Source organism: Desulfuromonas versatilis, from assembly GCF_019704135.1.
Taxonomy (GTDB): Bacteria; Desulfobacterota; Desulfuromonadia; order Desulfuromonadales; family NIT-T3; genus Desulfuromonas_A; species Desulfuromonas_A versatilis.
Genome location: NZ_AP024355.1, coordinates 3,462,966 through 3,485,906, shown reverse-complemented (window position 1 = coordinate 3,485,906; position 22,941 = coordinate 3,462,966). Strand labels below are relative to the sequence as shown.

The window sequence follows — 22,941 nt, the reverse complement described above, 5'->3', positions numbered from 1 at the left end:
GGGCAAAAGCTTGGGACAAAGGCTTGCGGCCGCGTCCGATCCGACGGATCTGACCCGCGGCCGCAACCGCATTTAAAACCAGCCACCGATCACGAATTACCTATTACGCATTACGATAAGAAAAGCCGGCAGAAATGCCGGCTTTTCTGTTAGGCCGCCTTGTCCAGCCAGATCGGCAGGGTGAAGTAGAAGGTGCTGCCGGCGCCCAGGGTGCTTTCGGCCCAGACCCGGCCGCGGTGGGCGGTGACCACCTCCTTGACCAGGGCCAGGCCGAGGCCGATGCCGCCGGGGATGCGCCGGTCGCTGTCGTCCACCCGGTAGAAGCGGGTGAAGATCTTGTTGAGGGCCTGGGGCGGAATGCCGATCCCCTCGTCGCTGACCGAGAGCAGCACGCAGTCGTGCTGGACGCGGGCCCGCAGGTGGACCGTGCCGCCGCGGGGCGAATACTTGATGGCGTTGGAGAGCAGGTTCTTCAGCACCTGCTCGAGGCGCTTGAGGTCGCCGCGCACCGCGGGAAGGCTGGCGGGGCAGTCGAGGGTGATGCGGTGCTTTTTCGAGGCGACGGCGAACAGGTGGGCCACCTCCTGCAGCATGCCGCCGACCTCCAGGGCTTCGAAGTGGTAGGTCTCCAGCTCGCTCTGCAGCCGCTGCAGGTCGAGGAAGTTGGTGATCAGCTCGTTGAGGCGCTCGGTCTCCTTGAGGACCGTGCCGAGAAAGTCGAGCTGCTGCTCGCGCTCGACTTCGTTTTCGATCAGAAACTCGGTGAAGCCGAGCATGGCGGTCAGCGGGGTGCGCATCTCGTGGCTGACCGCCGAGAGCATCTCGTCCTTGGCGTGCTCCATGCGCTTTTGTTCGGTGATGTCCTGGGCGACGTGCACCCCGCCCCACAGCTCGCCCTGCTCGTCGGTCAGCGGGTAGCAGGCGATCTGGAAATAGCGCTCGGTGTGCGGTTCGTACAGCTCGCCGTATTCGGTCTGGCCGGATTCGAGCATCCGGTGAAAGGGGCAGGCTTTCTGCGGGCGCTCCAGGCCGAAGAACATCCGGCAGGCGGCCTCACTTTTCTGGTGAAGCCCCTGGTGCCCGAAGAATGCCGCCGCCGCCCGGTTCATGCGCAGCAGGTTGCCGCCGGTGTCGAGGATGGCGACGGCGTCGGCGATGGCTTCGAAGGTCTGGGTCCATTCGTGCTCGCTGCGCCGCAGCTTCTCCACCGCCCGGCGCCGCTCGGTGACCTCGTCGCGCAGGGCACGGTTGAGCTGCTCCAGGGAGCTGGAATAGACCAGCACTTGGCCGGTCAGGGGGCGAAGCAGCAGCAGCATGCCGGCGCCGCACAGCATGGTCAGCAGCAGCACCGTCCCGGCGACCGGCGAGAGCAGGCGGTAGACCGGGTGGTAGAGTTCGTCCTGGCTCATGCTGACCACCAGCGCCCAGCCGGTTTCCTCGATGGGGGCGTAGGCCAGCAGCGCGGGGGCCTCGGGGCTCTCTTCCAGGCAGCGCACCGTGCCGCTGCCCTGGGCATAGGCGTCGCTGAAGGCTTTTCTCAGGGACTGGGCGGCGGCCAGCTGGGCGTAGTTCTGCACCCGGCCGCGCCGGCCGGGGAAAAAGATTTCGGGTTCGCCGTCGCTCATCCGGCCGAGCAGGCAGTCGCCGGTTTCCCCCAGGGCGGTCCAGTCGTGCAGGATGCGCTGCAGCTGCATCGTGGCGAACAGCACCAGGTCGGTGCCGATGCGCCCCAGTTCGGGGTCGAGGATGGGGCTGCCGGTGAGCAGGTAGAGCCTGCCGTCGATCTCCAGCGGGGCGGAGAGATGGACGTCGCGGCTCTCGGGGCCGGGGGCCTGCCGGAAGGCTTCGGGGATCGGGGTGCCGACCTCGACCAGGATTCCTCCCTCCGGGTCGAGGCGGGTGATGCCGGCCACCTCTTCGGACTGGATCAGGGCGTCGGCCAGCTTGGGGGCGGTGAACTGCTGCAGGGAGGCGCGGTCGATCCGGCCGCGGCGGAATTCGGCGAGCTGTTCGCGGATGGCGCTGCGGCTGGTGATCTGCCGGGTGATGTCGCTGATCCGGGCGAGGTTCTCGTTGACCGCCAGGGCCTTGGCCCGGGCCGCCTGGAGCAGGTGGGCGTCCTCGGAGCGCTTCAGGTGCCCGATCATGGGTAGAATGCTCAGCAGCGAGATCGTCAGCAGGGCCGCCAGCGTATAGGCCAGGGAATACAGGACGATCTTGCGCCTCAGGGCCTCGAGAAGGCCCGGTTGAGGTTTTTCAATTTCCGCTGATGGCATCGCCCGACCCTGAAACGCTCCTAGTGGTGCAGAAATAATAACAATCGCGGTCCGGTTTGTAAAAGGGGACCGGGCGGATGATTGCTTGCCGGTTGAACTTTGTTCCGGGATGGCGGATAATATCCGCCGAAGTTTGACCACCCCGAACTTTTTTCAGGAGGCCTTCCCCATATGACCCGCGCCCAGTCCCCCCGAAACAGAACCCGCATCAAGGATGCCATGGCCAGCGCCGTCCCCGTCGACTCCCTGTGTGTCAAGGGGTGGGTGCGCACGGTGCGGCGCAGCAAGGATGTCGCCTTTCTGGCGGTCAACGACGGTTCCTGCTTCGCTTCGCTGCAGGTGGTGCTCGAGGCGAGCCTGCCCGGTTTCGACGAGCTGGCCCGCATCGGCACCGGCGCCTGCGTCGAGGTGACCGGCGCCCTGGTCGCTTCGCCGGCCCAGGGCCAGTCCTGGGAGCTGAAAGCGGCGGCGGTCGGGGTGCTCGGCGATGCCGACCCGGAATACCCTCTGCAGAAAAAGCGGCACAGCTTCGAGTACCTGCGCACCATCGCCCACCTGCGGCCGCGCTCGAACACCTTCGGCGCGGTGTTCCGCATGCGCAGCTCGCTGTCCTTCGCCATCCACCGCTTTTTCCAGGAGCGCGGCTTTCTCTACGTGCAGACCCCGATCATCACCGCCAACGACTGCGAGGGGGCCGGCGAGATGTTCCGCGTCACCACCCTGAACCCCGCCAAGCCGCCGCTGGTGGGCGGCCAAGTCGACTGGAAGGAGGACTTTTTCGGCGAGGCCACCGGCCTGACGGTGAGCGGCCAGCTGCAGGCCGAGTTGTTCGCCACCGCTTTCGGCGACGTCTACACCTTCGGCCCGACCTTCCGCGCCGAGAACTCCAACACCAGCCGCCACGCCGCCGAGTTCTGGATGATCGAGCCGGAGATGGCCTTCGCCGATTTGGCCGAGGACTGCCGGCTGGGCGAGGACTTCATCCGCTACCTGGTGCGCTACGCCCTGGACCAGTGCGGGGAGGACCTGGCCTTTTTCAACGATCACGTCGAAAAGGGGCTGATCGACAAGCTCGAGCAGGTGGCCGAGGCCAGCTTCGCCACCATGAGCTACACCGAAGCGGTGGCAGCGCTGCAGAAATCGGGGCAGAGCTTCGAATTTCCGGTGGAGTGGGGGTGCGACCTGCAGTCGGAGCACGAGCGTTACCTGACCGAGAAGGTCGTCGGCGGGCCGGTTTTCGTCACCGACTACCCCAAGGACATCAAGGCCTTCTACATGCGCCTCAACGACGACGAAAAGACCGTGGCGGCCATGGACCTGCTGCTGCCGCGGGTCGGCGAGATCATCGGCGGCAGCCAACGCGAGGAGCGCCACGACGTGCTGACCCGGCGCATGGTCGAGTGCGGCATCGCCCCCGAGAGCCTCCCCTGGTACCTCGACATCCGCCGCTGGGGCAGCTGCCCCCACGCCGGCTTCGGCCTGGGATTCGAGCGGTTCCTGATGTACGCCACCGGCATGGAGAACATCCGCGACCTGATCCCCTTCCCGCGCACGCCGGGGAATGCGAAGTTCTGAGTAAGGAGGCGGCAGTGACGCTGCAGGGTTTTTTATGTTCCCTCCCTTTCAAGGGGAGGGCTAGGGTGGGGATGGGCTAGCTTTTTGATCGGCCAGACCAGCAAAAAGATACGGCCAAACAGGCTGCAGCGAGAGCTGCGCAGGGGCATGACAGATGCCGAAAAGGCATTGTGGCAGGTACTGCGCGGGCGTCAGATCTCCAGGCTCAAGTTTCGCCGCCAACATCCCTTTGGGGACTATGTCCTTGACTTTGTCTGTTTGGAAAACCGGCTGGTCATTGAGGTCGATGGGGGGCAACACGGAGAGCAGACGGATTATGACGAAATCCGGACACGGCATCTGCAGGATGCGGGTTTTTGTGTATTGAGGTTCTGGAATAACGAGGTGCTTCTGGATATCGAGGCGGTAAAAGAGAAAATTTGGCTGGCCGTGCAGGAAACCGGGGCCCATCCCCACCCCGACCCTCCCCTTGAAGGGGAGGGGGATTAGAGGCAAATATAAAAACACAGACCATTGTAAAAAGGCGGCGCCGAACGGCTCCGCCTTCTCTGTTGTTATCCGCCCTTATCAGGCCTTTTCAGACTTGATCCGCGTGCCATTGCCTTTCAGGTTTTGAAGTTTACCGCCCCCCACCTCCGCCCAAAAACTCCAGAAACGCCTGGGCCAGCGGGGTTGCCTGGCGGTTGCGGCGGGTGGCGAGGTAGAAGGGGCGCGAGAGGTTGAGCCCGGCGACGGGCAGGGTCTGCAGGGCGCCGCGCTCCACGTCCTCCTGCACCGCGCGGGCCGAGAGGATGGAGATCCCCAGTCTTGATTTGACCCCCTGGCGCACCGCCTCGGTGGTGCCCATCTCCGCTATCGCATCGAGGGCGGCGATGTCGAAACCGGCCTCCTTGAGCGCGTCGGCCATCACCTGGCGGGTGCCGGAGCCGCGCTCGCGCAGGATGAAGGGCTGGCTGGGCAACTCGTCCAGTTCCACCGACTGGCGTCCGGCCCAGGGGTGCTCGGGGTAGACGGTGAGCACCAGCTCGTCGGAAAACATTTCGCTGCACTGCAGCAGGTTGTCCTTCCAGCGTGCGCCGATCACTCCCAGTTCGATCTCCCCCTGCAGAATCCCCTCGGCGACCTGGCTGGTGCTGGCGATTTTCAGGGTGACGCGGATTTCGGGATGGCGGTTTCTGAAATCGTGGACCAGTCGAGGCAGGATGTAGGTGCCGGGGATGGTGCTGGCGCCTACCACCAGTTGGCCGGAGAGGTTGCCCTTCTGGTTCTCGATGGCCTGGATCGCCTCGTCGCGCAGGCGGATGATGCGCCGGGCGTACTGGTAGAGGATCTGGCCGGCGACGGTGGGCAGCACCTCGCGGCCGAGACGGTCGAGCAGCTTGTCGCCGAGCATCTCCTCGAGGATCCGGATATGCTCGCTGACCGAGGGCTGCGACAGGCAGACCGATTCGGCTCCCTTGGTGAAGCTTTTCAGTTCGACGACGGCGCAGAATACTTCGAGACGACGAATGTCCATAGAGTCCGTAAATCGTAAGGCGTAAGGCGTGAAGGGTTTTCCAATTACGGATTACGCATCACGCATTACGGGTTTTTTGCCCATCCTCGCAAACTTGAACAGGCCGCCCAGGGCCATGGCCAGGAAGAAGAAACCCCGCCAGCGGGCGGGCTCTTTGCCTTCGCTGACAAAAATAACCTCGTCGGAAACCTGCATGCCGAGCTCGCGGGCCAGGGTCATGAGCTTGTCGCGGTTGCCGGTGGCGATCAGGCCGGTGACCAGCATACCGGTGACGTCGCGGCGGTGCTGGAAGCGCTCCTTATGCTCCTCGAGGTAGCGCTCTTTTTCCAGGGCGGAGTCGAGCAGGAAATGGTAGGTCTTGAACGGCTCGAGCAGCTCGGGGTTGCGGGTTTCGAGCAATACGCTGAACCCCTCCTGGTCGGCGGAGCTTTTCAGCGGCACCAGCAGGGCCGAGAGCTCGATGCTGCCCGAGGTGCTGATGGCGTGCTCGAGGTCTTCCACGGCGCCCTGGATGTGCAGCCATTCGCGGGGTGCGCCATCGCTTGCGAGCTGTTCCATGGTGATGGGCAGGGGGGCTCGGTTGCGCAAAAACAGCGAGACGTCAGCGTAGCCCAGGTACACCAGCACCAGGCAGACGGCAAGCAGGGTGAAGCGGAAGCGGTTCATGGGATACCTTGCTATGGAGGGCATGAAAAAAACAGGGCCGCCTCGCGGCGGCCCATAGTATTGCAGATCAGTTGGATGGTGGCAACCCCGATCAGGCGCCGGCGGTCTCGGTGGCGTCGGCGGTGACCGCATCCTTCTGGGTCATCAGCGAGACGACCACCAGGGCGATGACCGAGAGCGGGATGGAGATCGCCGCGGGGCTGTTGAACTGGACCGGCGCGTCGCCCGGCAGCAGGCCGTAGCGCACCCACATGTCCGGGGAGATGAGGATCAGGCCGAGGGCCGACACCAGGCCGACCAGGATCGAGGCGGCCACGCCCTGGGCGGTGGTCTTTTTCCAGAACAGCAGCATCAGGATCGCCGGCAGGTTGGCCGAGGCGGCCACGGCGAAGGCCCAGCCGACCAGGAAGGAGACGTTCATCCCCTCGAAGACGATCCCCAGGTAGATGGCGATAAGGCCGACCACGACGGCGGCGATCTTGCCGGCCTTGACCTTGCCGGCATCGGTCATCTTCAGGCCGAGGAAGTTGTCCATCAGGTCGTGGGCCACGGCGCCGGAGGCGGCGACGATCAGGCCCGAGACGGTGCCGAGCACGGTGGCGAAGGCCAGCGACGAGATGACCGCGAACAGCACCACGCCGAAGGAGAGGGCCAGCAGCGGCGCGCTCATGTTGTTGTCGGTGAGGTTGATGACGCCGTTGGTCATGGCGCCGATCCCGAGGAACAGGGTGAGCAGGTAGAAGAAGCCGATGGCGGCGATGGCGACGATGGTCGACTTACGCGCGGCGGCCTGGCTGGGCACGGTGTAGTAGCGGATCAGGATGTGGGGCAGGGCCGCGGTGCCGCAGAACAGGGCGATCATCAGCGAGATGAAGTTGAACTTCTCGGTGCCGGTGGCGTTGTCGACCTTGAACTTCAGGCCGGGGCGCAACACGCGGGCGCCGGGGGTCGGCTTCTGGTAGAAGATTTCGTACTTGTTGGCGCCTTCCACGACGTATTTCTTGCCCCAGAGGACGACGGTGGAGTCCTTGACCGCGGAGAGGAAGGCCAGGGGGCCGAGGGCGCCGGTCTGGGCAACCTGCTGGCCGTTGATCTTGATCTCCTTCAGGTGGCCGACGGGAAAGAACTTGCCTTCTTCCTTCTGGCTGCCGTTGTAGAGCTTTTCGCCATTGGCGGTAGTGGTGACGAACAGGGTCTCTTCCAGGGTATAGGTGCCGGCGGCGCCTTCCTGGACATGCCAGATGGTCTCGACGCCGTCTTTGCTCAGCTTGACGAAGCCGGCCTGGCCGAATTCGCTGTCCTTCCAGCCGGCGGCGGCTACGTAGCCTTCAGCTTCGAGGGACCCGTCGGCGGCCAGGGTGGCGGTCAGGGAGTGGAACTTGTGGTGCTCCTGACCGTCGAGGCCCTTGGGCTCGGTGGAGAGGCCGCGGGTGAGCAGCGAGACCACCACCACGGTGGAGACGATCAGCAGCAGGGCGCCCTTGAAGAACTGCACGTAGGTGGTCGAGGCCATGCCGGCGGTGGCGACGATCAGGGTAACGACCACGCCGACGATGCAGACGCCGACCCAGTGGGGCATGCCGAGCAGGGGCTTGACCAGTACCCCGGCGCCGACCATCTGCGGGATCAGGTAGAAGACCGAGACTACCAGGGTGGAGATGGCGGCCATCAGCTGGATCCCTTTGGAGTTGAACTTGGAGTCGAGGGCGTCGGTGAAGGTGTACTTGCCGAGGCGCTTCATCGGCTCGGCGACCAGGAACAGGGCGACCATCCAGCCCGCCAGGTAGCCGATGGCGTACATCCAGCCGTCGTAGCCGGCGGTGGCGATCATGCCGCAGATCCCCAGGAAGCTGGCGGCCGAGAGGTAGTCGCCGGCGAAGGCGATGCCGTTGGTGAACCAGTGAATGTTGCCGCCGGCCGCGTAGTACCCCTCGGAAGAGGTGGTGCGGCGGGCCAGGTAGAAGGAGAGGCCCAGGACGAAGGCGACGAAGGCGAAAAAGAGGCCGATGGCCAGCGGTGAAGTCTGGTAGATCATTGGTGGCCCCTCCTTATTTATTCAAACGGGCTTCTGCGTTGGTGCAGAGCTGGTTGTAGATGACGGCGAGCACCAGGGCGAAGAAGAGCAGACCCAGGCCGTAGACGACCGCGAGGGTCTGACCGAAGACGATTTCCTGCATGAGCGAAGGCTTGGTGGCGTTGATCACCACGAAGCCGAAATAAACCAGGGTGTAGACAATGAACATTCCAATACCGAGTTTGGTCTTGTAGCCGGCTGCGTTATCCTTGCCGAGCTTTACTGCGGGTCCGTGTCCCATAATCGTCACTCCTTTTGATCAAAAATTTTCTCTTCTCTCTCTCAACAAAAACCACATAAGGGAATGGCAATGCAAAAAAATATGCGGACCCGATGGGGTTCGCCCTTTGGTGTGTATACGGAATCCTGCCGGGTTCACCTCCTCTCACCGCATCGGCGTCCCCGAGGGAAGGGCGTTGCCGAGGGTTGAAATAGATCAAACATTTTTTGATAAGCTTGGTAGATTTCTAGGTGGGCTGGTAATTTTTGTCTTATGTTGTGCCTGAATTTTCGCAACATAATACGTTGTTCTAAAAACATGTCAACCCAAAACTTTCCATGAAATTCGCGGTTCGCGGGGCGAATCGAATAAAACATCAGAAAATGCCGGTATTTGGACGGGGCAAAAAATATCGGATGTTGTGGTTTAAGGATGTCTAACTGATTGGGGAAATCGTTTGATATGTGGGAGATCAACGGGGTTTTACGTTTTGCCGGAAGCGGGATGCTGGCGGTAAATCCCCCTCTGTGCTACCTTGCATTCCATGGATCTGCAAGGGTTGAGGAGTGAGGAGTGAGGAGTGAGGAGTGAGCCAGTCACGAATCACGAGTCACGAATCACGAGTCACGAATCACGAGTCACGAATCACGAGTCACGAATCACGAGTCACGAATCACGAGTCACGAATCGCGGATTTTCAAACCGGCAGGCGCTTTTTCTTGGCGTAGGCGCGAATGACGACTTCGGCCTGATTGAGGCGGGAGAGTTTCATGTTCTTGGCCTTGAGGGCCATGACGTCTTCCTGGGGGATCTGCTCCTGGCGCAGCTCGCGTGCGACCATGGCCAGGTTGGCGAGGATGGTCTTGAGGTCCGCCGCGGTGTAGGGCTTGAGCATGGGGGGCGAGAGGCTCAGGAAGCCGTCGGCGATATCCTGGGCCATTTTTTTGGGGCTGCCTGAGATGGCCACGAACGCTCCTCCAATTTACCGGGATGGCATGGAATGAATCAGTACAAGGTGGTGGAAACCAGCGTCGTCACCGACGAGAGCCTGGAAAAGATCCTCAACGAATACGTCGGGCAGGGCTGGGTGCTCGACGGCATCCAGTTCGCCATGCGCGAGGCCAGCAAACGCCCGGCGATGGCGTTTGTGTTGTTTACCCGGGAGGTGGGGAAAGACAGTGATGGGTAATTAGTAATGAGTGAGGTGGAAAAGCGAAAAGCTCTTGATTCAATGGCTTCTTCTCCGAAATCATGGCGCCTCACGCCTCACGCCTCACGCCTCACGCCTCACGCCTCACGCCTCACGCCTCACGGGGTCAATCCTCCCAGTCCTCCACCTCCCGGTAGATGATGGTCCGGCGGGGGTCGGAGGAGCGGCTGGCGCCGCAGCGCCGGCAGACCGGCTCTTCGGGTTCGTCCTCCCCGGCGACCTGGTATTCGAGTTCGAGGGGTTTGCCGGTGCAGGTGCAGTACCACTTGCGGTAGGTGCTCATCGAACCTCCTCCCGAGAGATTTCCGGTTAGAAAAGCCTGCCTGTCAAGTATGACAGCCCCCCCAGTATCCGCAAGCCGAGCCACGATAGCTCGTGACTCGTGACTCGTGACTCGTGACTCGTGGGCCCTGGTCCCAGGGCCCGAACCTCGAACCCCTTAGTAACTCAACCCCGTCTTCTTGCGCACTTTGCGCAGGGTTTTGAGCCCGGCGTAGCGGGCTTTTTCGGCCCCCTGGGCGAGTATCGCGCGGATGCCTTCAGGGTTGGCGAGCAGCTCTTTGCGCCGTTCGGCGTAGGGGGCGAAAAAGTCGCGGATGGTCTCGAACAGCTCCTGCTTGACTTCGCCGTAGGCCAGACCGCCTGCGGTATAGCGCCGGCGCAGGGTGGCCTCCTGCTCCTTGTCGAGGAACAGCCGGTAGATCTGGAAGACGTTGCACTTGTCCGGGTCCTTGGGCTCCTCGACGGGAGTGGGGTCGGTGACGATGCGCATCACCTGCTTGCGCAGGGCCTTCTCCTCGAGAAACAGGTCGATGGCGTTGCCGTAGCTCTTGCTCATCTTCTGGCCGTCGATGCCGGGCACGGTGGCGACCTGCTCGTCGATCTCCGCTTCGGGGACGGTGAACACCTCTCCGTATTCGTTGTTGAACTTGATGGCGATGTCCCGGGCGACCTCGAGGTGCTGCTTCTGGTCCTTGCCCACCGGCACCCGCTCGCTCTGGAACAGCAGGATGTCGGCGGTCATCAGCACCGGGTAGGCGAACAAACCGTGGTTGGGGTGGACCCCCCGGGCGACTTTGTCCTTGTAGCTGTGGCAGCGCTCGAGCAGCCCCATGGGGGTGAAGTTGGAGAGCACCCAGGTCAGCTCCTGCACCTCGGGCAGGTCGGACTGGACCCAGAAGATGCTTTTCTCCGGATCCATCCCCAGCGCCAGGAAGTTGGCCGCCGCCTCGATGGTCCCCCTGGCCAGGGCCTTGCCGTCGGAAAGGGAGGTCATGGCATGGTAGTTGGCGATGAAGCAGAACAGCTCCTGCTGCTCCTGGTACTCGATCATCTTCTTCATCATGCCGAAGTAGTTCCCCAGATGCAGGGAGCCGGAGGGCTGGATGCCGGAAAGGATGCGCATATCTGTCACCTCGTCAGGGTTGATTCGTATCGACGGCCCCTGCTTGGGGGGGCTTGCTCGGCGGGGTCGTGGGGCGTTGAGGGGATAAAAAACCGGCGCTTTGCCGACCGCGGCCGCTAGGGCCTCCGGTGGCCGATGGCCGGTCGCCGAAGGGGCCCGCCACCGCCCCGCGGCCTGAAGCGTAAAATCCCGGGCTGTCCTCTTTTTCGACCGGTTAACCTAGCAGTTCCGGCCCTGTTCGTCAACGGGGAAAGAAGGGGGCGGCTTCAGCCGGCCACAACTCCAATATGAAAATTTTCTTTCCCTTCAATTGACAAGCCGGCATTCACCCTTAGACTGAAACCTTAGTTGGTAAATCCCCTTCCTGTCCGGAAGCGCCAACCCGGCCGTGTGCCTTAGCTCGCCACGGCCATCCATGCGGGAGGTATCGATCGGTTTGTCTGCCACCGGTGTTCGCACCGGCTCCGGTCGATTTTGAATGGTTGGTAAAGCCGTCATGTCAAGGAGGCAACATGAAGATTCTGCAGCGGATGTCGATCTGCGTGGCCGTTGCCATGCTGGTCTGCGGACTGGCCGGCAGCGCGTTTGGCGCCTCGGTTTCGGGCCGCTCCAGCACGGTCCTGGAATGGTTTGACGATGCCCAGGAGGACACGGCCGTCCCCATCTACGAGTACCTTCTGCTGAATGTGAAGGACATCGATGGGAAGGGGCTCAACTTCAGGGGCTACGGCCGCCTGGCCGACGATCTTGCCGACGAGGTCGACGTCGACAGTGAACTTTACTATGCCTATCTCGAAAAGAAGGGGATCCTGGACAACCTGGATTTCCGCCTGGGGCGGCAGTTCATATCCACCACCGCCGGCGCTTCGCTGATGGACGGGCTCAAGCTCGACTACGGGTTCCTCGGCAACTACCGGCTGAGCCTGTTTGGCGGCGGCGACGTAACCTATTACGAAGGCTACAACGCCGATGACCTCATCGCCGGAACCGAGCTTTCCGGCCGCTTCCTGCAGAGCCTGGACCTCGGGCTTTCCTACCTGCAGAAATGGGAGGGGGGCGATCTCTCCCATGAGCTGATCGGCTTTGACCTCGACTACGATTTCCGTAACCTGCTCAACCTCTACAACGAGACCCAGTACAGCTGGCTGACCGAAGAGATCACCTACTTTCTGGCCGGCTTCAAGTACCACCGCAGCCCCAAGTGGAGCCTGCGGGCGGAATACCTCTATTCGCTCCCGGTGTTCTCGGCGACCTCCATCTATTCGGTGTTCGCGGTCGATGAATACCAGGAGGTGATGGGCGAGCTGGGCTACAACATCGACACCGGTCTGCGCGCCTTCGCCCGCTACGCCCGCGAGCTCTACGAGTCGGTCGACGACGCCAACGTCTACGAGGCGGGCATCGAAAAGATCCGTACCGCCCGCCTCTCCGGCTACCTGACCGGCACCGTGCGAGACGACGGCGAGGGCCAGGACCTGTACGGTTTCAAGGCGTATCTCTCCTGGCTGTTCAACCAGTACTTCGATGCCGGGGTCGGAGCCCATGTAGATGTTCTCGAGCGGCGCTTGGAGGAGGATGACGAGACCACCAGTTCGCGGCTCTGGGCGGACGCGACCGTCTACTTCACCAGGAAGGTCAACGTCCAGGGGAAGGTGGAGAGAGTAGAGAGCGACCTCTGGGATGAGTATTACCGCGGTCGCGTCCGGTTGAACATTCTCTTTTGATAAAGGAGCCTCGATATGATCCGCAGTCTGCTTGCCGCGCTCGTCATTTGCATCCTGGGGGCGGTTCCGGCCCTGGGGGCGGATTTCGACCATGCCGCCCATCTGACCTATCTGCCGGATGAGCCCTGCACCACCTGCCACCGCGAAGACGCGAAAACCATCCAACCCGACCAGGCCGTCTGTCTCGACTGCCACGACGAGGCGTTCGTCAAGGAGGTCAAGCTGCCCGGGCTGAAGACTCACGGGCCGGTGTGGCCCCTCAACCATCGCCCCTTCGCCAAGGGCAATACCTACGACTGCTACGCCTGTCACCAGCAGTTCGATTGCCTGGAATGTCACAAATCCGGCTTCGCCGATGAGCAGGGGGCCTTCAGCAACAACATGATCAACGTGCACCGCAGCGATTTCCACGTCACCCATCCCATCGCCGCCCGCACCGACCCCCAGCTCTGCTCAAGCTGCCACGAGAACCGTTTCTGCCTCGACTGCCACGATAATTTCGCACCGGAGGATCTGTCGGTGGTCTCGCATCGCCGGGGTTTCCGCAACATCACCGTTTCCGGTACGCCCCACGAGCAGTTCAACGAGAGTCAGTGCCAGATCTGCCATCCCAACTCGGTGCTGCCGACCCACGAGTGGTCCAGCCAGCATGCTCGCGAGGCGCGCAAAAACCTGGCCACCTGCCAGGCCTGCCATCCCGAGGGGGACGTCTGTCTCAGGTGCCACAGCGCCAGGAGCGGTTTGCGGGTCAATCCCCATCCCAGCGACTGGGACGACATCAAGGGGAGACTCGACCGGGCCAGCGACAGCAGGACCTGCCGGAAATGTCACTAAGCACAGCGATTGGTTTTTAACCCGCAAAAGGAGGTTGGCATGCGACAGAAGAGGTTGATCACTTTGGTATTGGCGGCGGCCCTGGCGATGATGCTGGGCGGCTGTGGCAGCAACCGCGATTCGGGTGGAGACCAGACCACCGCCGGTACGGCCCTGGGGACCGATCCGGCCACCGGCATCGCTTTTGTGGGGTCCGCCACCTGCATCAACTGCCACGAAGGGTTATCCTTCAGCGCGGAGGCGGTGCAGGGATTTCTGGAAAGCCGCCACGTCATCCACTCGACCAACATCAACGCGGCCTCTCCGGCATCCTGCCTGGCCTGCCACGACCCGATCGGTGACGGTCGGGGAATCGAAGGGCTGATCGATCCGGCCAACGTGCCGGCCCAGGGGCTGGCGGCGGTCGGTTGCGAGAACTGCCACGGCCCGGGCGGCGAGCATTTCGGGGTCGGCCCGGTCCCCACCTTCAGCCCCGATTTCGAGGTCTGCGGCAAGTGCCACATGGCCCTGCCCAATGTCCCCGGCTTCCACCCGGCGGGGCTCAACATCATCGAGAACTACCGGCAGAGCGCCCACGCCGACGCGGCGAGAACTTCGGCACCCTGCTTCCGTTGCCATTCCGACATCGGTTTCCGCCAGTTTGTCGACGGGACCCGCGGCCTCGATGATGAAAATCTCGAGGTGGCTCTGGCAGCCGAAGGCCCGGTGGGTGACGCCCCGATTCAGTGCCGCACCTGCCACGATCAGCACCGAACCGGCACTCTGCGGGTGGCCGAGGAACAGGTGCGCATCGGTACCGATGCGGACGGAAACCGCATCTATCAAACGGCCTTCTCCAGCCAGTTCAACCTCTGCACCGCCTGTCACCAGGCCTTCCTCGACGAGACCTTCAATGCGGCTCTGGGCGTGTTTGAATACACCTTATTCTACGATCCCGCCAACCCCGAGGCGAACGATGTCCCGCATCATGGGGACGTGAACGACCCCCGGATTGACAGTCGCGGTCGGACCATTGTCGACACCCATTTCCGCTTCCTCGATCCCGCCGACGGGGTTACCGTGCTGATCCCCGGCTACAACATCAACGCCGCCGACGACCAGGCCTGCCTGAACTGCCACGAGGTCCACGCCACCACCATCTTCGCCCAGGCCAACGCCGCGGAGATCGCCACCCAGTGGGCCGCCTCGGGGCACGCCGACTACCTGGGCGAACCCTTCACCCACGAGTTCTCCGACGGCGCCTGCATGAAGTGCCACTCGGGGACCGAGTACGCCCGCTTCGTCCAGGGCGTGGCCGAGGAAGACCTCGCACTGGCCGGCGGCCCCCGGGTCATCGCCTGCGTGGCCTGCCACGACTTAATGGCCAAGAATGCCGCGGGCGAGTTCGAACTCGGCGCCACCCGGACCGTCAACCAGGTCACCTTCCCCTCGGGCGCCGTCCGGACGCTGGGCGACGCCAGCAACCTCTGCGCCGAGTGCCACCAGGGGCGCGAGTCGGGCCTGACCGTGGCCAACGCCATCGCCACCACCCCCGGCGGCCCGCACCGCTTCCTCAATCGGCACTACTTCGCCGCCGCGGCGATCCGCTTCGGCACCGACGTGGATGCCGGCTTCGAGTACGCCGGCCGCACCTACCTGGGTGAGAACACCTATCCGGGGCACCCCGCTTCGCTGACCACCTGCATCGAGTGCCATCTGCAGGAGGGGACCGCCAACCACACCTTCGCTCCGGATTTGGCCCGCTGCCAGAACTGCCACGTGGACAGCGGCACCGCCTTCCCCGGCGTTCTGACCAGCTTCGAGAACCTGGGGCTGCCCTTCGGTGCGGTCGATGTCGACTACGACGGCGACGGCCTCGGCGAGAGCTTCCAGGCCGAGATCGACGGCATGGAGGCGCTGCTGCTGGCGGCCATCCGCAACTATGCCGAGACCGTGGTAGGCACGCCGATCGCCTATGCACCCGGCAGCTACCCTTACTGGTTCGTCGACGACAACAACAACGGCATTGTCGATGCCGACGAAACCACCCGCTACTCGGCCTTCGACGACAAGCTGCTGGCGGCGGCCTACAATTTCCACTCCAACCAGGACCCCTGCGGCGACATGCACAATTACCGCTATGTCCTGCAGACCGCCTACGACTCCACCGACGACCTGGATGACGGCATCCTCAACAACTCCGTGGCGGGCGCCGCGGTCGCCGCCACCAGGCCTTGATCCAAGGCAAACCGCCTGAAAAACAGAACGGCCCCCGTCACCGGGGGCCGTTCTGTTTTTCCAGGGAAGGCGGGAGCCCGCCCCGCCTACGTGGGGCGCGTTTTCGCCAAACCGATTTCAGGGGTTGCCGCCCCCGGGCTTGCCGCCGAACATGGCGGCCAGCTGCACCAGCTGCTGCAGTTCGATCCCCTTCTCCTTGAGCATGCCGAGAAAAACCGGCATCAGCTGCATCAAAAAAGCCGGGTCCTTCATGGCGTCGTTGGCGAGCGGGGGGAGGATATCGAGGATGAAGGCCTTCTTCTGCTCGGGTTCCAGGGCGAACAGGGCCGTTTTAAGTTCTTCCACGGTCATGGTTTTTTCCTTCTCCTTGGATTAATTACTGGCGCGCAGGTTAACCCAGGGTGGATGAAATTAAAAGAAAAAAATTGTGGACTGGGCTTGGCTCCGGCCGCCTTTGATCCGACTGATCCGCCGGATCGGACCGATCGGTCGGACCAGTCGCGGCCGGCGCCTGTTCACCTGGCGCGAGGCGCCTTCGCCTTTTTCCCCCCGCCGAGCGCCACCTTGTACACCTCCTCGTAATCCTTGACGAAATGCACTTCGATTCCCTCCTTGAGGTACTCGGGCAGCTCCTCGAAGTCGCTGCGGTTGGCGGCGGGGAAGATCAGCGTCTTGAGCCCGATGCGACGGGCGGCGATGGTCTTCTCCTTGACCCCGCCGATGGGCAGCACCCGGCCGGTCAGGGTCAGCTCGCCGGTCATGCCGAGCTTCTTTTTCACCGGCCGGCCGGTAATCATCGAGAGCAGCGCCGTGGTCATGGTCACCCCGGCCGAGGGGCCGTCCTTGGGGGTGGCGCCCGCCGGCACGTGCAGGTGCACGAAATGCTTGTCGAAGTAGTCGGGCGCGGCACCGAAGCGCTCGAGGTGGGCCATGACGTAGGAGTAGGCGATCTCCGAGCTCTCCACCATCACCTTGCCGAGCTGGCCGGTCTGCTTGAAGCCCTTGCCCCTGCTGGCCATGGCGGTGGCTTCGATCTGCAGGGTGGCCCCGCCCATGCTGGTCCAGGCCAGGCCGGTGACCACCCCGGGAACATCCTCGAAGACCTCGTCGGGGGTGAAGACCGGCTTGCCCAGGTAGGCCTCGAGGTCGGCGGCGCCGATGCTGATTTTCCCCGTCCGCCCCTGGGCGAACTCCATGGCCGCCTTGCGCATGATCTTCTTGATGCGGTTCTCCAGGTTGCGCACCCCGGCCTCGCGGGCGTACTGGTCGACGATGCGGGTCAGCGCAGCTTTGCCGATGCTCACCTGCCCCTTGGCCAGCCCGTGGTTCTCCAGCGCCTTGGGGATCAGGTAGCGCCGGGCGATCTCCACCTTCTCCTCGAGGATGTACCCCGAAAGGCGGATCACCTCCATGCGGTCGAGCAGCGGCCCCGGGATGGTGTCGAGCTGGTTGGCGGTGGCCACGAACAGCACGTTGGACAGGTCGAAGGGGACATCCAGGTAGTGGTCGCGAAAGCTGCTGTTCTGTTCGGGGTCGAGCACCTCGAGCAGCGCCGAGGCCGGGTCGCCCTGGAAGGAGGCGCCGATCTTGTCGATCTCGTCGAGCATCAGCACCGGGTTGGCGGTGCCGGCGCTCTTCATCGCCTGGACGAACTTGCCGGGCATGGCGCCGATGTAGGTGCGCCGGTGCCCCTTGATCTCGGCCTCGTCGCGCATCCCGCCCAGCGAGAAACGGTAGAACCGGCGCCCCAGGGCGCCGGCGATGCTCTTGCCAATGGAGGTCTTGCCGACCCCCGGGGGGCCGACCAGGCAGAGGATCGAGCCGGAGATGTCCCCCTTCATCTTGCCCACGGCGATGAACTCGAGGATGCGCTCCTTGACGTCGTCGAGGCCGTAATGGTCGCGGTCCAGCACCCGCCGGGCCTTGGCCAGGTTGAAGGAGTCGCGGCTGTGCCTGCCCCAGGGCAGGATGGTCAGCCAGTCGAGGTAGTTGCGCGAGACGTTGTACTCGGGGGAGGAGGGCTCGAGCAGGCGGAATTTCTCCAACTCCTCCTCGACGGCTTTCTGCGCCTCGGGGTTGAGCTCGAGCCCCTGCAGGCGCTCCTCGAATTTTTCGATCTCGGCGGTCTTCCCTTCCTTCTCGAGGCCCAGCTCCTTCTTGATCGCCTTGAGCTGCTCCTTGAGGAAAAACTCGCGCTGGTGGGCGGAAACCTTCTCCTCGATCTGCCTGCTGATCTTGGTCTGCATCCGCGAGACCTCGAGTTCCTTTTTCAGCAGCACCAGCACCCGGTCGATGCGCTTGCGCACGTCGAAGGTCTCGAGGATGGTCTGCAGCTCCTGGCCGTCGGCGCTGGTCAGGTTGGCGGCGAAATCGGCCAGCCGCCCCGGATCGTCAAGGCTCGAGCGGCCGAGGAACATCTTGATCTCCTCGGTGTACAGGGGGTTGATCTTGATCAGCTCCTTGAGGGTGGAGATGATGGCCATGGAATAAGCCTTGAGCTCGGGGTTGACCGAGAGTTCGGCGCTATAGTGGTACTTGACCCAGGCGTAGAGGCCGTCGCCGCCCTCCTTGAGCTCCTCGATGGAAAAGCGCTCCATGCAGTTGAAGAGAAACTGCATGTTTTCATCATCCTCATGGATGAGCTTGAGGATGCGTCCGGCTACGCCGACATGGTGAAGATTGGCCGGGGTGTCGTCGCCCTCGGGATTTTGCACCAGAACCAGGCCCAGGGCCTGGGTGGGCGTCTGCAGCGCCTTTTTGACGGCGGCGACCCGGGACGGGCCGGAGACGGCCAGGGGGATCATCAGCCCGGGGAAGACCGGGCGGGGGCGAAGCGGGATGATCGGCAGGCCGGCCGGGAGTACTTCCGTGGCCAGCACCAGCCCCTCTTCGGCGGGGCTCGGCTGGTGGTTGCCGTTGGCGGGTGAGTCCTGGTCGATTTCCGGGGTCTGTTCGTCGTTCATGGGATACGGCTCCTGGTGGTGGTTGTCCCGGAAAAATTAATCATCGCCGGGGCGGATGTCAACCGTCGGCGGCTTCGGCGCCTAGTGTACTGTTTGGTTAATCGTGTCAGTTAATTCCGAGTCATTTTGATCGCTGTCAAGGCGCTGCCGACGCAGGCCTAGCCATGCGCTAAACCAAGGAGGCACAACGAAGACAGCGGTCAAAAGGGCCGGAATTATAGGACAGGATTAGCCGCACAGTGCACTAGAACCAGTGGCGAAGGGCCAGGTGAAAGACCACGTCGGGGGCGCTGTCGACGACGATGTCCTCGACCACGGCCAGGTCGAGACCGGTGGCATCGGTGAGGGCCAGGGTCCCGCCCATCACCAGCTGCGCCGAGTCGGCGGCGATCTCGTCCAGGTCGCTGTCCCCGAAAAACGCCGTGTGGCCGTCGAGCTGCAGTTTCAGATGCAGCCAGTCGAGCGCCGCCCAGGCCAGGCCGAGGTTGGCGAAACCGGCGACCCGGCGCTGCTTGTCGCCGAGCACGTCGCCTTCGCTCATGGCCATGGCCCCGAGGGTGCCGAACAGGCCCAGGCCGCCGTCGCCCGGGGACAGAAGCTTCTGGCCGGAAATGGCCAGGGAGAGGTCGTATCCACCGCTGCCGAAAAGGCGGTCACTGTCGCCGGTGGGCAGCTTGAGGCTCAATCGCAGGGCGCTGGTGGCGGGGCTGCCCCAGTCCTGGCGGGTCAGCTGCAGCGCGCCGCTCAGGCGGATATCGCCCAGGCCGTCGGCGGCTTCGGTGCGGCTGAAGGCGGTGACGCCCGCCTCGCGGTAGGTAAAGTTCAACTGGTCGTCCTCGGCCTCGCTGCGCCCGCCCTGAGGGAGGCTGAAGGTGGAATGCCAGTCCTCGATGAAGCCGTCCAGAAAGCCCCCGCTCTGGCTGAGGTAAGGGATGTCCAGCCCCAACTCGGCGCGGCCGCCCAGCCCGTAGCGCAGGGCCAGGGTGTAGCGGTAGGTTTCGCCGTCCAGGACGATCTCCTCGGTCGCCGTCTGGCTTTCCGTGAAATTGCTGGCGGCGTCCAGGGTGAGGGCGGCGGCGAACCGGCCCTGGTCGAGTACCCGGGAGGTCTCGGGGTAGGGCAGGCCGAAGAGCTGTACCAGGGGGCTCTGGTTGCTGGTGCCCAGGGGATAGAGCTCGAGGGCGAAGGCGGGGAGCGGCAGCAAAGAGGCGCACAGCAGTGCGGCGCAGAGGGCGTGCAGTAGTCGGGTCATGACGAAAGCCTGGCTGGGGGTGAACGTTGGGCTCAACCCGGTGCACGTTGCGAACCAGGCTGGCTGGGCAGGGGCTGAGGGCTGGAGACTGGAGGTTGGGCCGCGTCGGACCCGACGAGTCGGACTTGTCAGACGCGGCGCAGGTCCTTTGACTACCTCATCCGCGGGTTGCCCAGGGTGCCGGTCACCCGGATGCGATAGGTGCCGTCGGGACCGGGTTTGATGAACAGGTCGAGCAGTTCGACCAGCGCCTGGTCGAGGCTCGGGGAGCGGTTCAGGGTCAGCGAGAGGTTGACCCGGCTGTTCTCCGGCGGCTCGCTCAGCAGCAGGGTGCCGGTGCCGCTGACCTGCAGGTCGCCCCCCTGGTTTTCCAGCTTGTCGATGCGCAGGGCGGTGCCCCGGCCCGAGCCGGCCAGGGTGAGCGTCCCCAGGGAGAGGTTGGGGGTGGTGGCGCCGATTGCCTCGAGGCCGGTCAGGCGTGCCTGGTTGACCTCGAGGGCCAGGCTGGTCTCGGTCTCGGGCCGCAGCGGCCAGGCGCCCGCCAGGCTTCCCCGGCTGACCACCCCGGAGATCCCCAGGGAAGAGCCGGCGGCCAAGGGAGCGCTGAAGGTCAATTCTTCGACCTGCGCTTCCACGGCGCCGTCGCGGCGCAGGTTGCCCCAGGCGTTGCCGCCGAGCAGCTGCGAGGCGAAGGCCACGCCCGGGTTGCTGCCGAACAGCGAATGCCAGAGAGGCTTCAGGGTCAGGCTGTCCAGGGTCAGCTTCAGCTCCTGCCCGGGCTGGGTGACATTGACTTGTTGCGCCCTCAGGGCCGGGGGGAAACGCAGGGAGAGATGCTCCATTTCCAGGCGCGCCGGAGTGCGGGTGGTCACTTCGAATTCGATGCGGTTCTTCAGTTCCCCGGCGGGGAAAAACAGGTAGAAACCGAGCACCAGGCACCCCGCCAACAGCAGGGCGGCGCCGCTGTAGAGCCTCAGCCGCGAGCGGTCGCTGCGGTTCGGGGCGGAAACGGCGTCGGGGACCGCACCCGGAGAGGCAACGGGCCGGCGGCGGAGAAGAGGCGGAAGACTCGGCAGACGGAAGCGTTTCATGCACTCCTCCCGAAGGACGACACGGTGAGCACCGCGTCGAGCAGGGTGCGGTCCTCGAACCGAATCTTGAGGCGCAGGTTCTTCACCTGCAGCACGGCGTCGGTGGTCTCCAGTTCATAGAGCAGCTGAACCAGTTGATTGAGGCGGATTTTGTCGAGCTTGATCTCCACCGAATCCTCCCGGAACCCCTCTTTGACCGAGGTGGGCTGGGGGCGCATGTAGACCAGGTTCTCCTTGCTGGCCACCCGGGTGGCCAGGGACTCGACGAAGGAGAACAGGGAGAAAGCTTCGCCCCGGGCGAGGCGCCTCTCGGCCTCGTTGAGCTGCTGCTGCAGGGACAGGTACTGGCGGCGCAGGGACTGGACCTCGTAGACCTGTTTCTGGCGCGAGGCGATTTGCCGGTCGAGCCGGTCGAGGGCCTCCCGGTAAGGGGATACCACGGCGAAGAACACCAGGGTCACCAGGACCGCCAGGGCTCCGAGGACCAGGGCGATGCGCTCGCGTTGACTCAGATTGCCGATCATCGGGCTTGCTGCTCCTCGCTGAAAGTCAGGTTCATGCGGAAATCGACGCGGCTGCCGTCGAGGCTCATCTTGGCGTCGGAGATCTGCGCCTCTTTGAACAGGGGCGATTTCTCCAGGCTGCGGGCCATGCGGTTGATGGCGTCGAAGCTGGTGGTGTACCCCTCGAGGCGCACCGAATCGGGACCGTAGGTCAGGTCGCGGACATCCAGGGTGACATCCTCGGGCAGGGTCGCCGAGACCTCACGCAGCACCCCGAGAGCGGTCCCCTGGACCCCGGCCCCGATCAGCCGCCCGCGCTTCTCGAGCTCGGTGATGCCGCTGCGCATCTGCAGGGGGACATCGACAATGGCGCGGGCGCCCGGGAAGGTCTGGCGGTAGATCCTGACCATCTCCTGCTGCAGCGCCTCGGCGCGGCCGGCCTTGTGGTTGTAGTTGAGCCAGGCCGAAGCGGTCAGCGCGGCGCTGGTCAGCAGCAGCAGCCCGGCGGCGGTGACCAGCCCCCGCTTCAGCGAAGCCCACTCGCTTTTCATGGCGAAGGGGCCGCTGCGCAGGTTGAATTCATGCTCCTTCTCGGGAATTCCCGCGCGCAGGGCGAGGGCCGCTGCCGGAATGAACTCGGCCTCGAGCGATTCGCCGCCGAAAGGCAGCCGCGGCAGTTCGGCCTGAATGTCGGCCTGGCGCAGGCTCTCGGCCAGGCCCGGGGTGGCTCCCGCTCCGGCGAGCAGCACGGGCAGCTCCGAGAGCCCGGCCTTGCGCTGCAGCAGGGCGATTTCCCGCTGCAGCCTGCGGACCAGCCCCGCTTCGTCCTTCGGGGCGGCGGGCAGCAGCAGGTAGTCGGCCACGCGCCCCTCGGCCAGGCGGGCCACGGTCACCTCCGCGGCGCGGAGCAGCAGCAGGATCCCGTCGGGGCAGCTCTCGCGCAGTCCGCCGGCGAAGGCGAAGGGGGCGACGTCGAGGAAATTGAGGGGGATGGCTGCCTGGTCGAAGGGGAGCAGGAACTCGCGCACCACCTCCTGGCGTACCGCCGCGGCGGCGACCTGGAACTTCTCCCCCGAGGCGACCGGTTTCTGGAAGCTGAGTACCGAATCCTCGACGGGCACCGGGAGCTGGGCGGAGAGCTCGAAGGGGAGCGCCGCCTCGATCTTTTTGCCGTCGCTGAAGGGGAACTGCAGCCAGCGCACGAAGGCCTCCCCGGCAGGCAGGGCGGCGGCCATGCGGTCGCCGTAGCGGGCTTCTCCCTGCAGCGCCTCGCGGATAGCCGCGGCCAGCTCCTGCGCAGTGGCGAAGCCGGCCCGCTCCAGGGCACTCAGGGTGTAGACGCCCTTCTCCTCGCTGACCACGGCGATGCGCACCTGGTCGCGGTCGATATCGATTCCAATCAGTCGTTTGGCCAT

20 protein-coding genes are annotated in these 22,941 nt (G+C 64.1%); 6 read left to right on the top strand and 14 right to left on the bottom strand.

The window, feature by feature from the left end:
- Nucleotides 1-149: 149 nt before the first annotated feature.
- A complete protein-coding gene (locus tag DESUT3_RS15600) occupies nucleotides 150-2,276 on the bottom strand; it encodes an ATP-binding protein (RefSeq protein ID WP_221249394.1) in 2,127 nt (708 codons plus the stop codon).
- Between the two features lie 171 nt (nucleotides 2,277-2,447).
- Here DESUT3_RS15600 and asnS point away from each other — a divergent pair, with 171 nt between their 5' ends.
- Nucleotides 2,448-3,851 (top strand): asparagine--tRNA ligase, encoded by a 1,404-nt coding sequence (asnS, locus tag DESUT3_RS15595; RefSeq protein ID WP_221249393.1) that lies wholly within the window; start codon nucleotides 2,448-2,450, stop codon nucleotides 3,849-3,851.
- Between the two features lie 84 nt (nucleotides 3,852-3,935).
- The gene (locus DESUT3_RS15590; RefSeq protein ID WP_225911531.1) at nucleotides 3,936-4,340 is read left to right on the top strand and encodes an endonuclease domain-containing protein; all 405 of its coding nucleotides are present in this window, start codon (nucleotides 3,936-3,938) and stop codon (nucleotides 4,338-4,340) included.
- Between the two features lie 130 nt (nucleotides 4,341-4,470).
- Here the strand turns inward: DESUT3_RS15590 and DESUT3_RS15585 are convergent, their stop codons facing one another.
- From DESUT3_RS15585 to DESUT3_RS15565, 5 genes are all read right to left on the bottom strand, one after another.
- The gene (locus DESUT3_RS15585) at nucleotides 4,471-5,367 is read right to left on the bottom strand and encodes a selenium metabolism-associated LysR family transcriptional regulator (protein ID WP_221249392.1); all 897 of its coding nucleotides are present in this window, start codon (nucleotides 5,365-5,367) and stop codon (nucleotides 4,471-4,473) included.
- 51 nt (nucleotides 5,368-5,418) lie between these two features.
- Nucleotides 5,419-6,033 carry a hypothetical protein gene (locus DESUT3_RS15580; protein ID WP_221249391.1) on the bottom strand — a complete coding sequence of 205 codons (615 nt, stop codon included), beginning with the start codon at nucleotides 6,031-6,033 and terminating at the stop codon, nucleotides 5,419-5,421.
- A gap of 91 nt (nucleotides 6,034-6,124) precedes the next feature.
- Entirely contained in the window at nucleotides 6,125-8,068 is a 1,944-nt protein-coding gene (locus DESUT3_RS15575; RefSeq protein WP_221249390.1) for a sodium/solute symporter, read from the bottom strand.
- A gap of 13 nt (nucleotides 8,069-8,081) precedes the next feature.
- Entirely contained in the window at nucleotides 8,082-8,348 is a 267-nt protein-coding gene (locus tag DESUT3_RS15570) for a DUF485 domain-containing protein (RefSeq protein ID WP_221249389.1), read from the bottom strand.
- A 676-nt stretch (nucleotides 8,349-9,024) separates the two neighbouring features.
- Nucleotides 9,025-9,294 (bottom strand): hypothetical protein, encoded by a 270-nt coding sequence (locus DESUT3_RS15565; protein ID WP_221249388.1) that lies wholly within the window; start codon nucleotides 9,292-9,294, stop codon nucleotides 9,025-9,027.
- A 33-nt stretch (nucleotides 9,295-9,327) separates the two neighbouring features.
- Between DESUT3_RS15565 and DESUT3_RS15560 the strand changes: the two genes are divergently transcribed.
- The gene (locus DESUT3_RS15560) at nucleotides 9,328-9,516 is read left to right on the top strand and encodes a DUF4177 domain-containing protein (protein WP_221249387.1); all 189 of its coding nucleotides are present in this window, start codon (nucleotides 9,328-9,330) and stop codon (nucleotides 9,514-9,516) included.
- Between the two features lie 127 nt (nucleotides 9,517-9,643).
- On the opposite strand, the gene DESUT3_RS15555 is transcribed toward DESUT3_RS15560, so the two are convergent.
- Nucleotides 9,644-9,820: a hypothetical protein gene (locus tag DESUT3_RS15555; RefSeq protein WP_221249386.1), complete on the bottom strand. Its 177-nt coding sequence runs from the start codon at nucleotides 9,818-9,820 to the stop codon at nucleotides 9,644-9,646.
- 156 nt (nucleotides 9,821-9,976) lie between these two features.
- Entirely contained in the window at nucleotides 9,977-10,942 is a 966-nt protein-coding gene (trpS, locus tag DESUT3_RS15550; protein WP_221249385.1) for a tryptophan--tRNA ligase, read from the bottom strand.
- Between the two features lie 512 nt (nucleotides 10,943-11,454).
- On the opposite strand from trpS, the gene DESUT3_RS15545 reads away from it, so the two are divergent.
- Genes DESUT3_RS15545 through DESUT3_RS15535 form a run of 3 tightly spaced genes read left to right on the top strand, consistent with a single transcriptional unit; the run spans nucleotide 11,455 to nucleotide 15,717 of the window.
- Complete coding sequence (locus DESUT3_RS15545; protein ID WP_221249384.1) at nucleotides 11,455-12,666, top strand: hypothetical protein; 1,212 nt, start codon at nucleotides 11,455-11,457, stop codon at nucleotides 12,664-12,666.
- A gap of 15 nt (nucleotides 12,667-12,681) precedes the next feature.
- A complete protein-coding gene (locus tag DESUT3_RS15540; protein WP_221249383.1) occupies nucleotides 12,682-13,500 on the top strand; it encodes a cytochrome C in 819 nt (272 codons plus the stop codon).
- Between the two features lie 39 nt (nucleotides 13,501-13,539).
- Complete coding sequence (locus DESUT3_RS15535; protein WP_221249382.1) at nucleotides 13,540-15,717, top strand: hypothetical protein; 2,178 nt, start codon at nucleotides 13,540-13,542, stop codon at nucleotides 15,715-15,717.
- Nucleotides 15,718-15,834: 117 nt separating this feature from the next.
- Here the strand turns inward: DESUT3_RS15535 and DESUT3_RS15530 are convergent, their stop codons facing one another.
- The 6 genes from DESUT3_RS15530 to gspL all read right to left on the bottom strand — a co-directional run bounded on the left by DESUT3_RS15530 (nucleotide 15,835) and on the right by gspL (nucleotide 22,941).
- Complete coding sequence (locus DESUT3_RS15530; protein WP_221249381.1) at nucleotides 15,835-16,068, bottom strand: hypothetical protein; 234 nt, start codon at nucleotides 16,066-16,068, stop codon at nucleotides 15,835-15,837.
- A gap of 164 nt (nucleotides 16,069-16,232) precedes the next feature.
- On the bottom strand, nucleotides 16,233-18,680 hold the full coding sequence (gene lon, locus DESUT3_RS15525; protein WP_221249380.1) for an endopeptidase La: 2,448 nt from the start codon (nucleotides 18,678-18,680) through the stop codon (nucleotides 16,233-16,235).
- Between the two features lie 244 nt (nucleotides 18,681-18,924).
- Nucleotides 18,925-19,932: a DUF3187 family protein gene (locus tag DESUT3_RS15520; protein ID WP_221249379.1), complete on the bottom strand. Its 1,008-nt coding sequence runs from the start codon at nucleotides 19,930-19,932 to the stop codon at nucleotides 18,925-18,927.
- A gap of 152 nt (nucleotides 19,933-20,084) precedes the next feature.
- Nucleotides 20,085-21,023 carry a type II secretion system protein GspN gene (gene gspN, locus DESUT3_RS15515; RefSeq protein ID WP_221249378.1) on the bottom strand — a complete coding sequence of 313 codons (939 nt, stop codon included), beginning with the start codon at nucleotides 21,021-21,023 and terminating at the stop codon, nucleotides 20,085-20,087.
- Nucleotides 21,020-21,547, bottom strand: a complete 528-nt coding sequence (gspM, locus tag DESUT3_RS15510) for a type II secretion system protein GspM (RefSeq protein ID WP_221249377.1) — start codon at nucleotides 21,545-21,547, stop codon at nucleotides 21,020-21,022. Before gspM ends, gspN begins: the two co-directional genes overlap by 4 nt.
- On the bottom strand, nucleotides 21,544-22,941 hold the full coding sequence (gene gspL, locus DESUT3_RS15505) for a type II secretion system protein GspL (protein WP_221249376.1): 1,398 nt from the start codon (nucleotides 22,939-22,941) through the stop codon (nucleotides 21,544-21,546). Before gspL ends, gspM begins: the two co-directional genes overlap by 4 nt.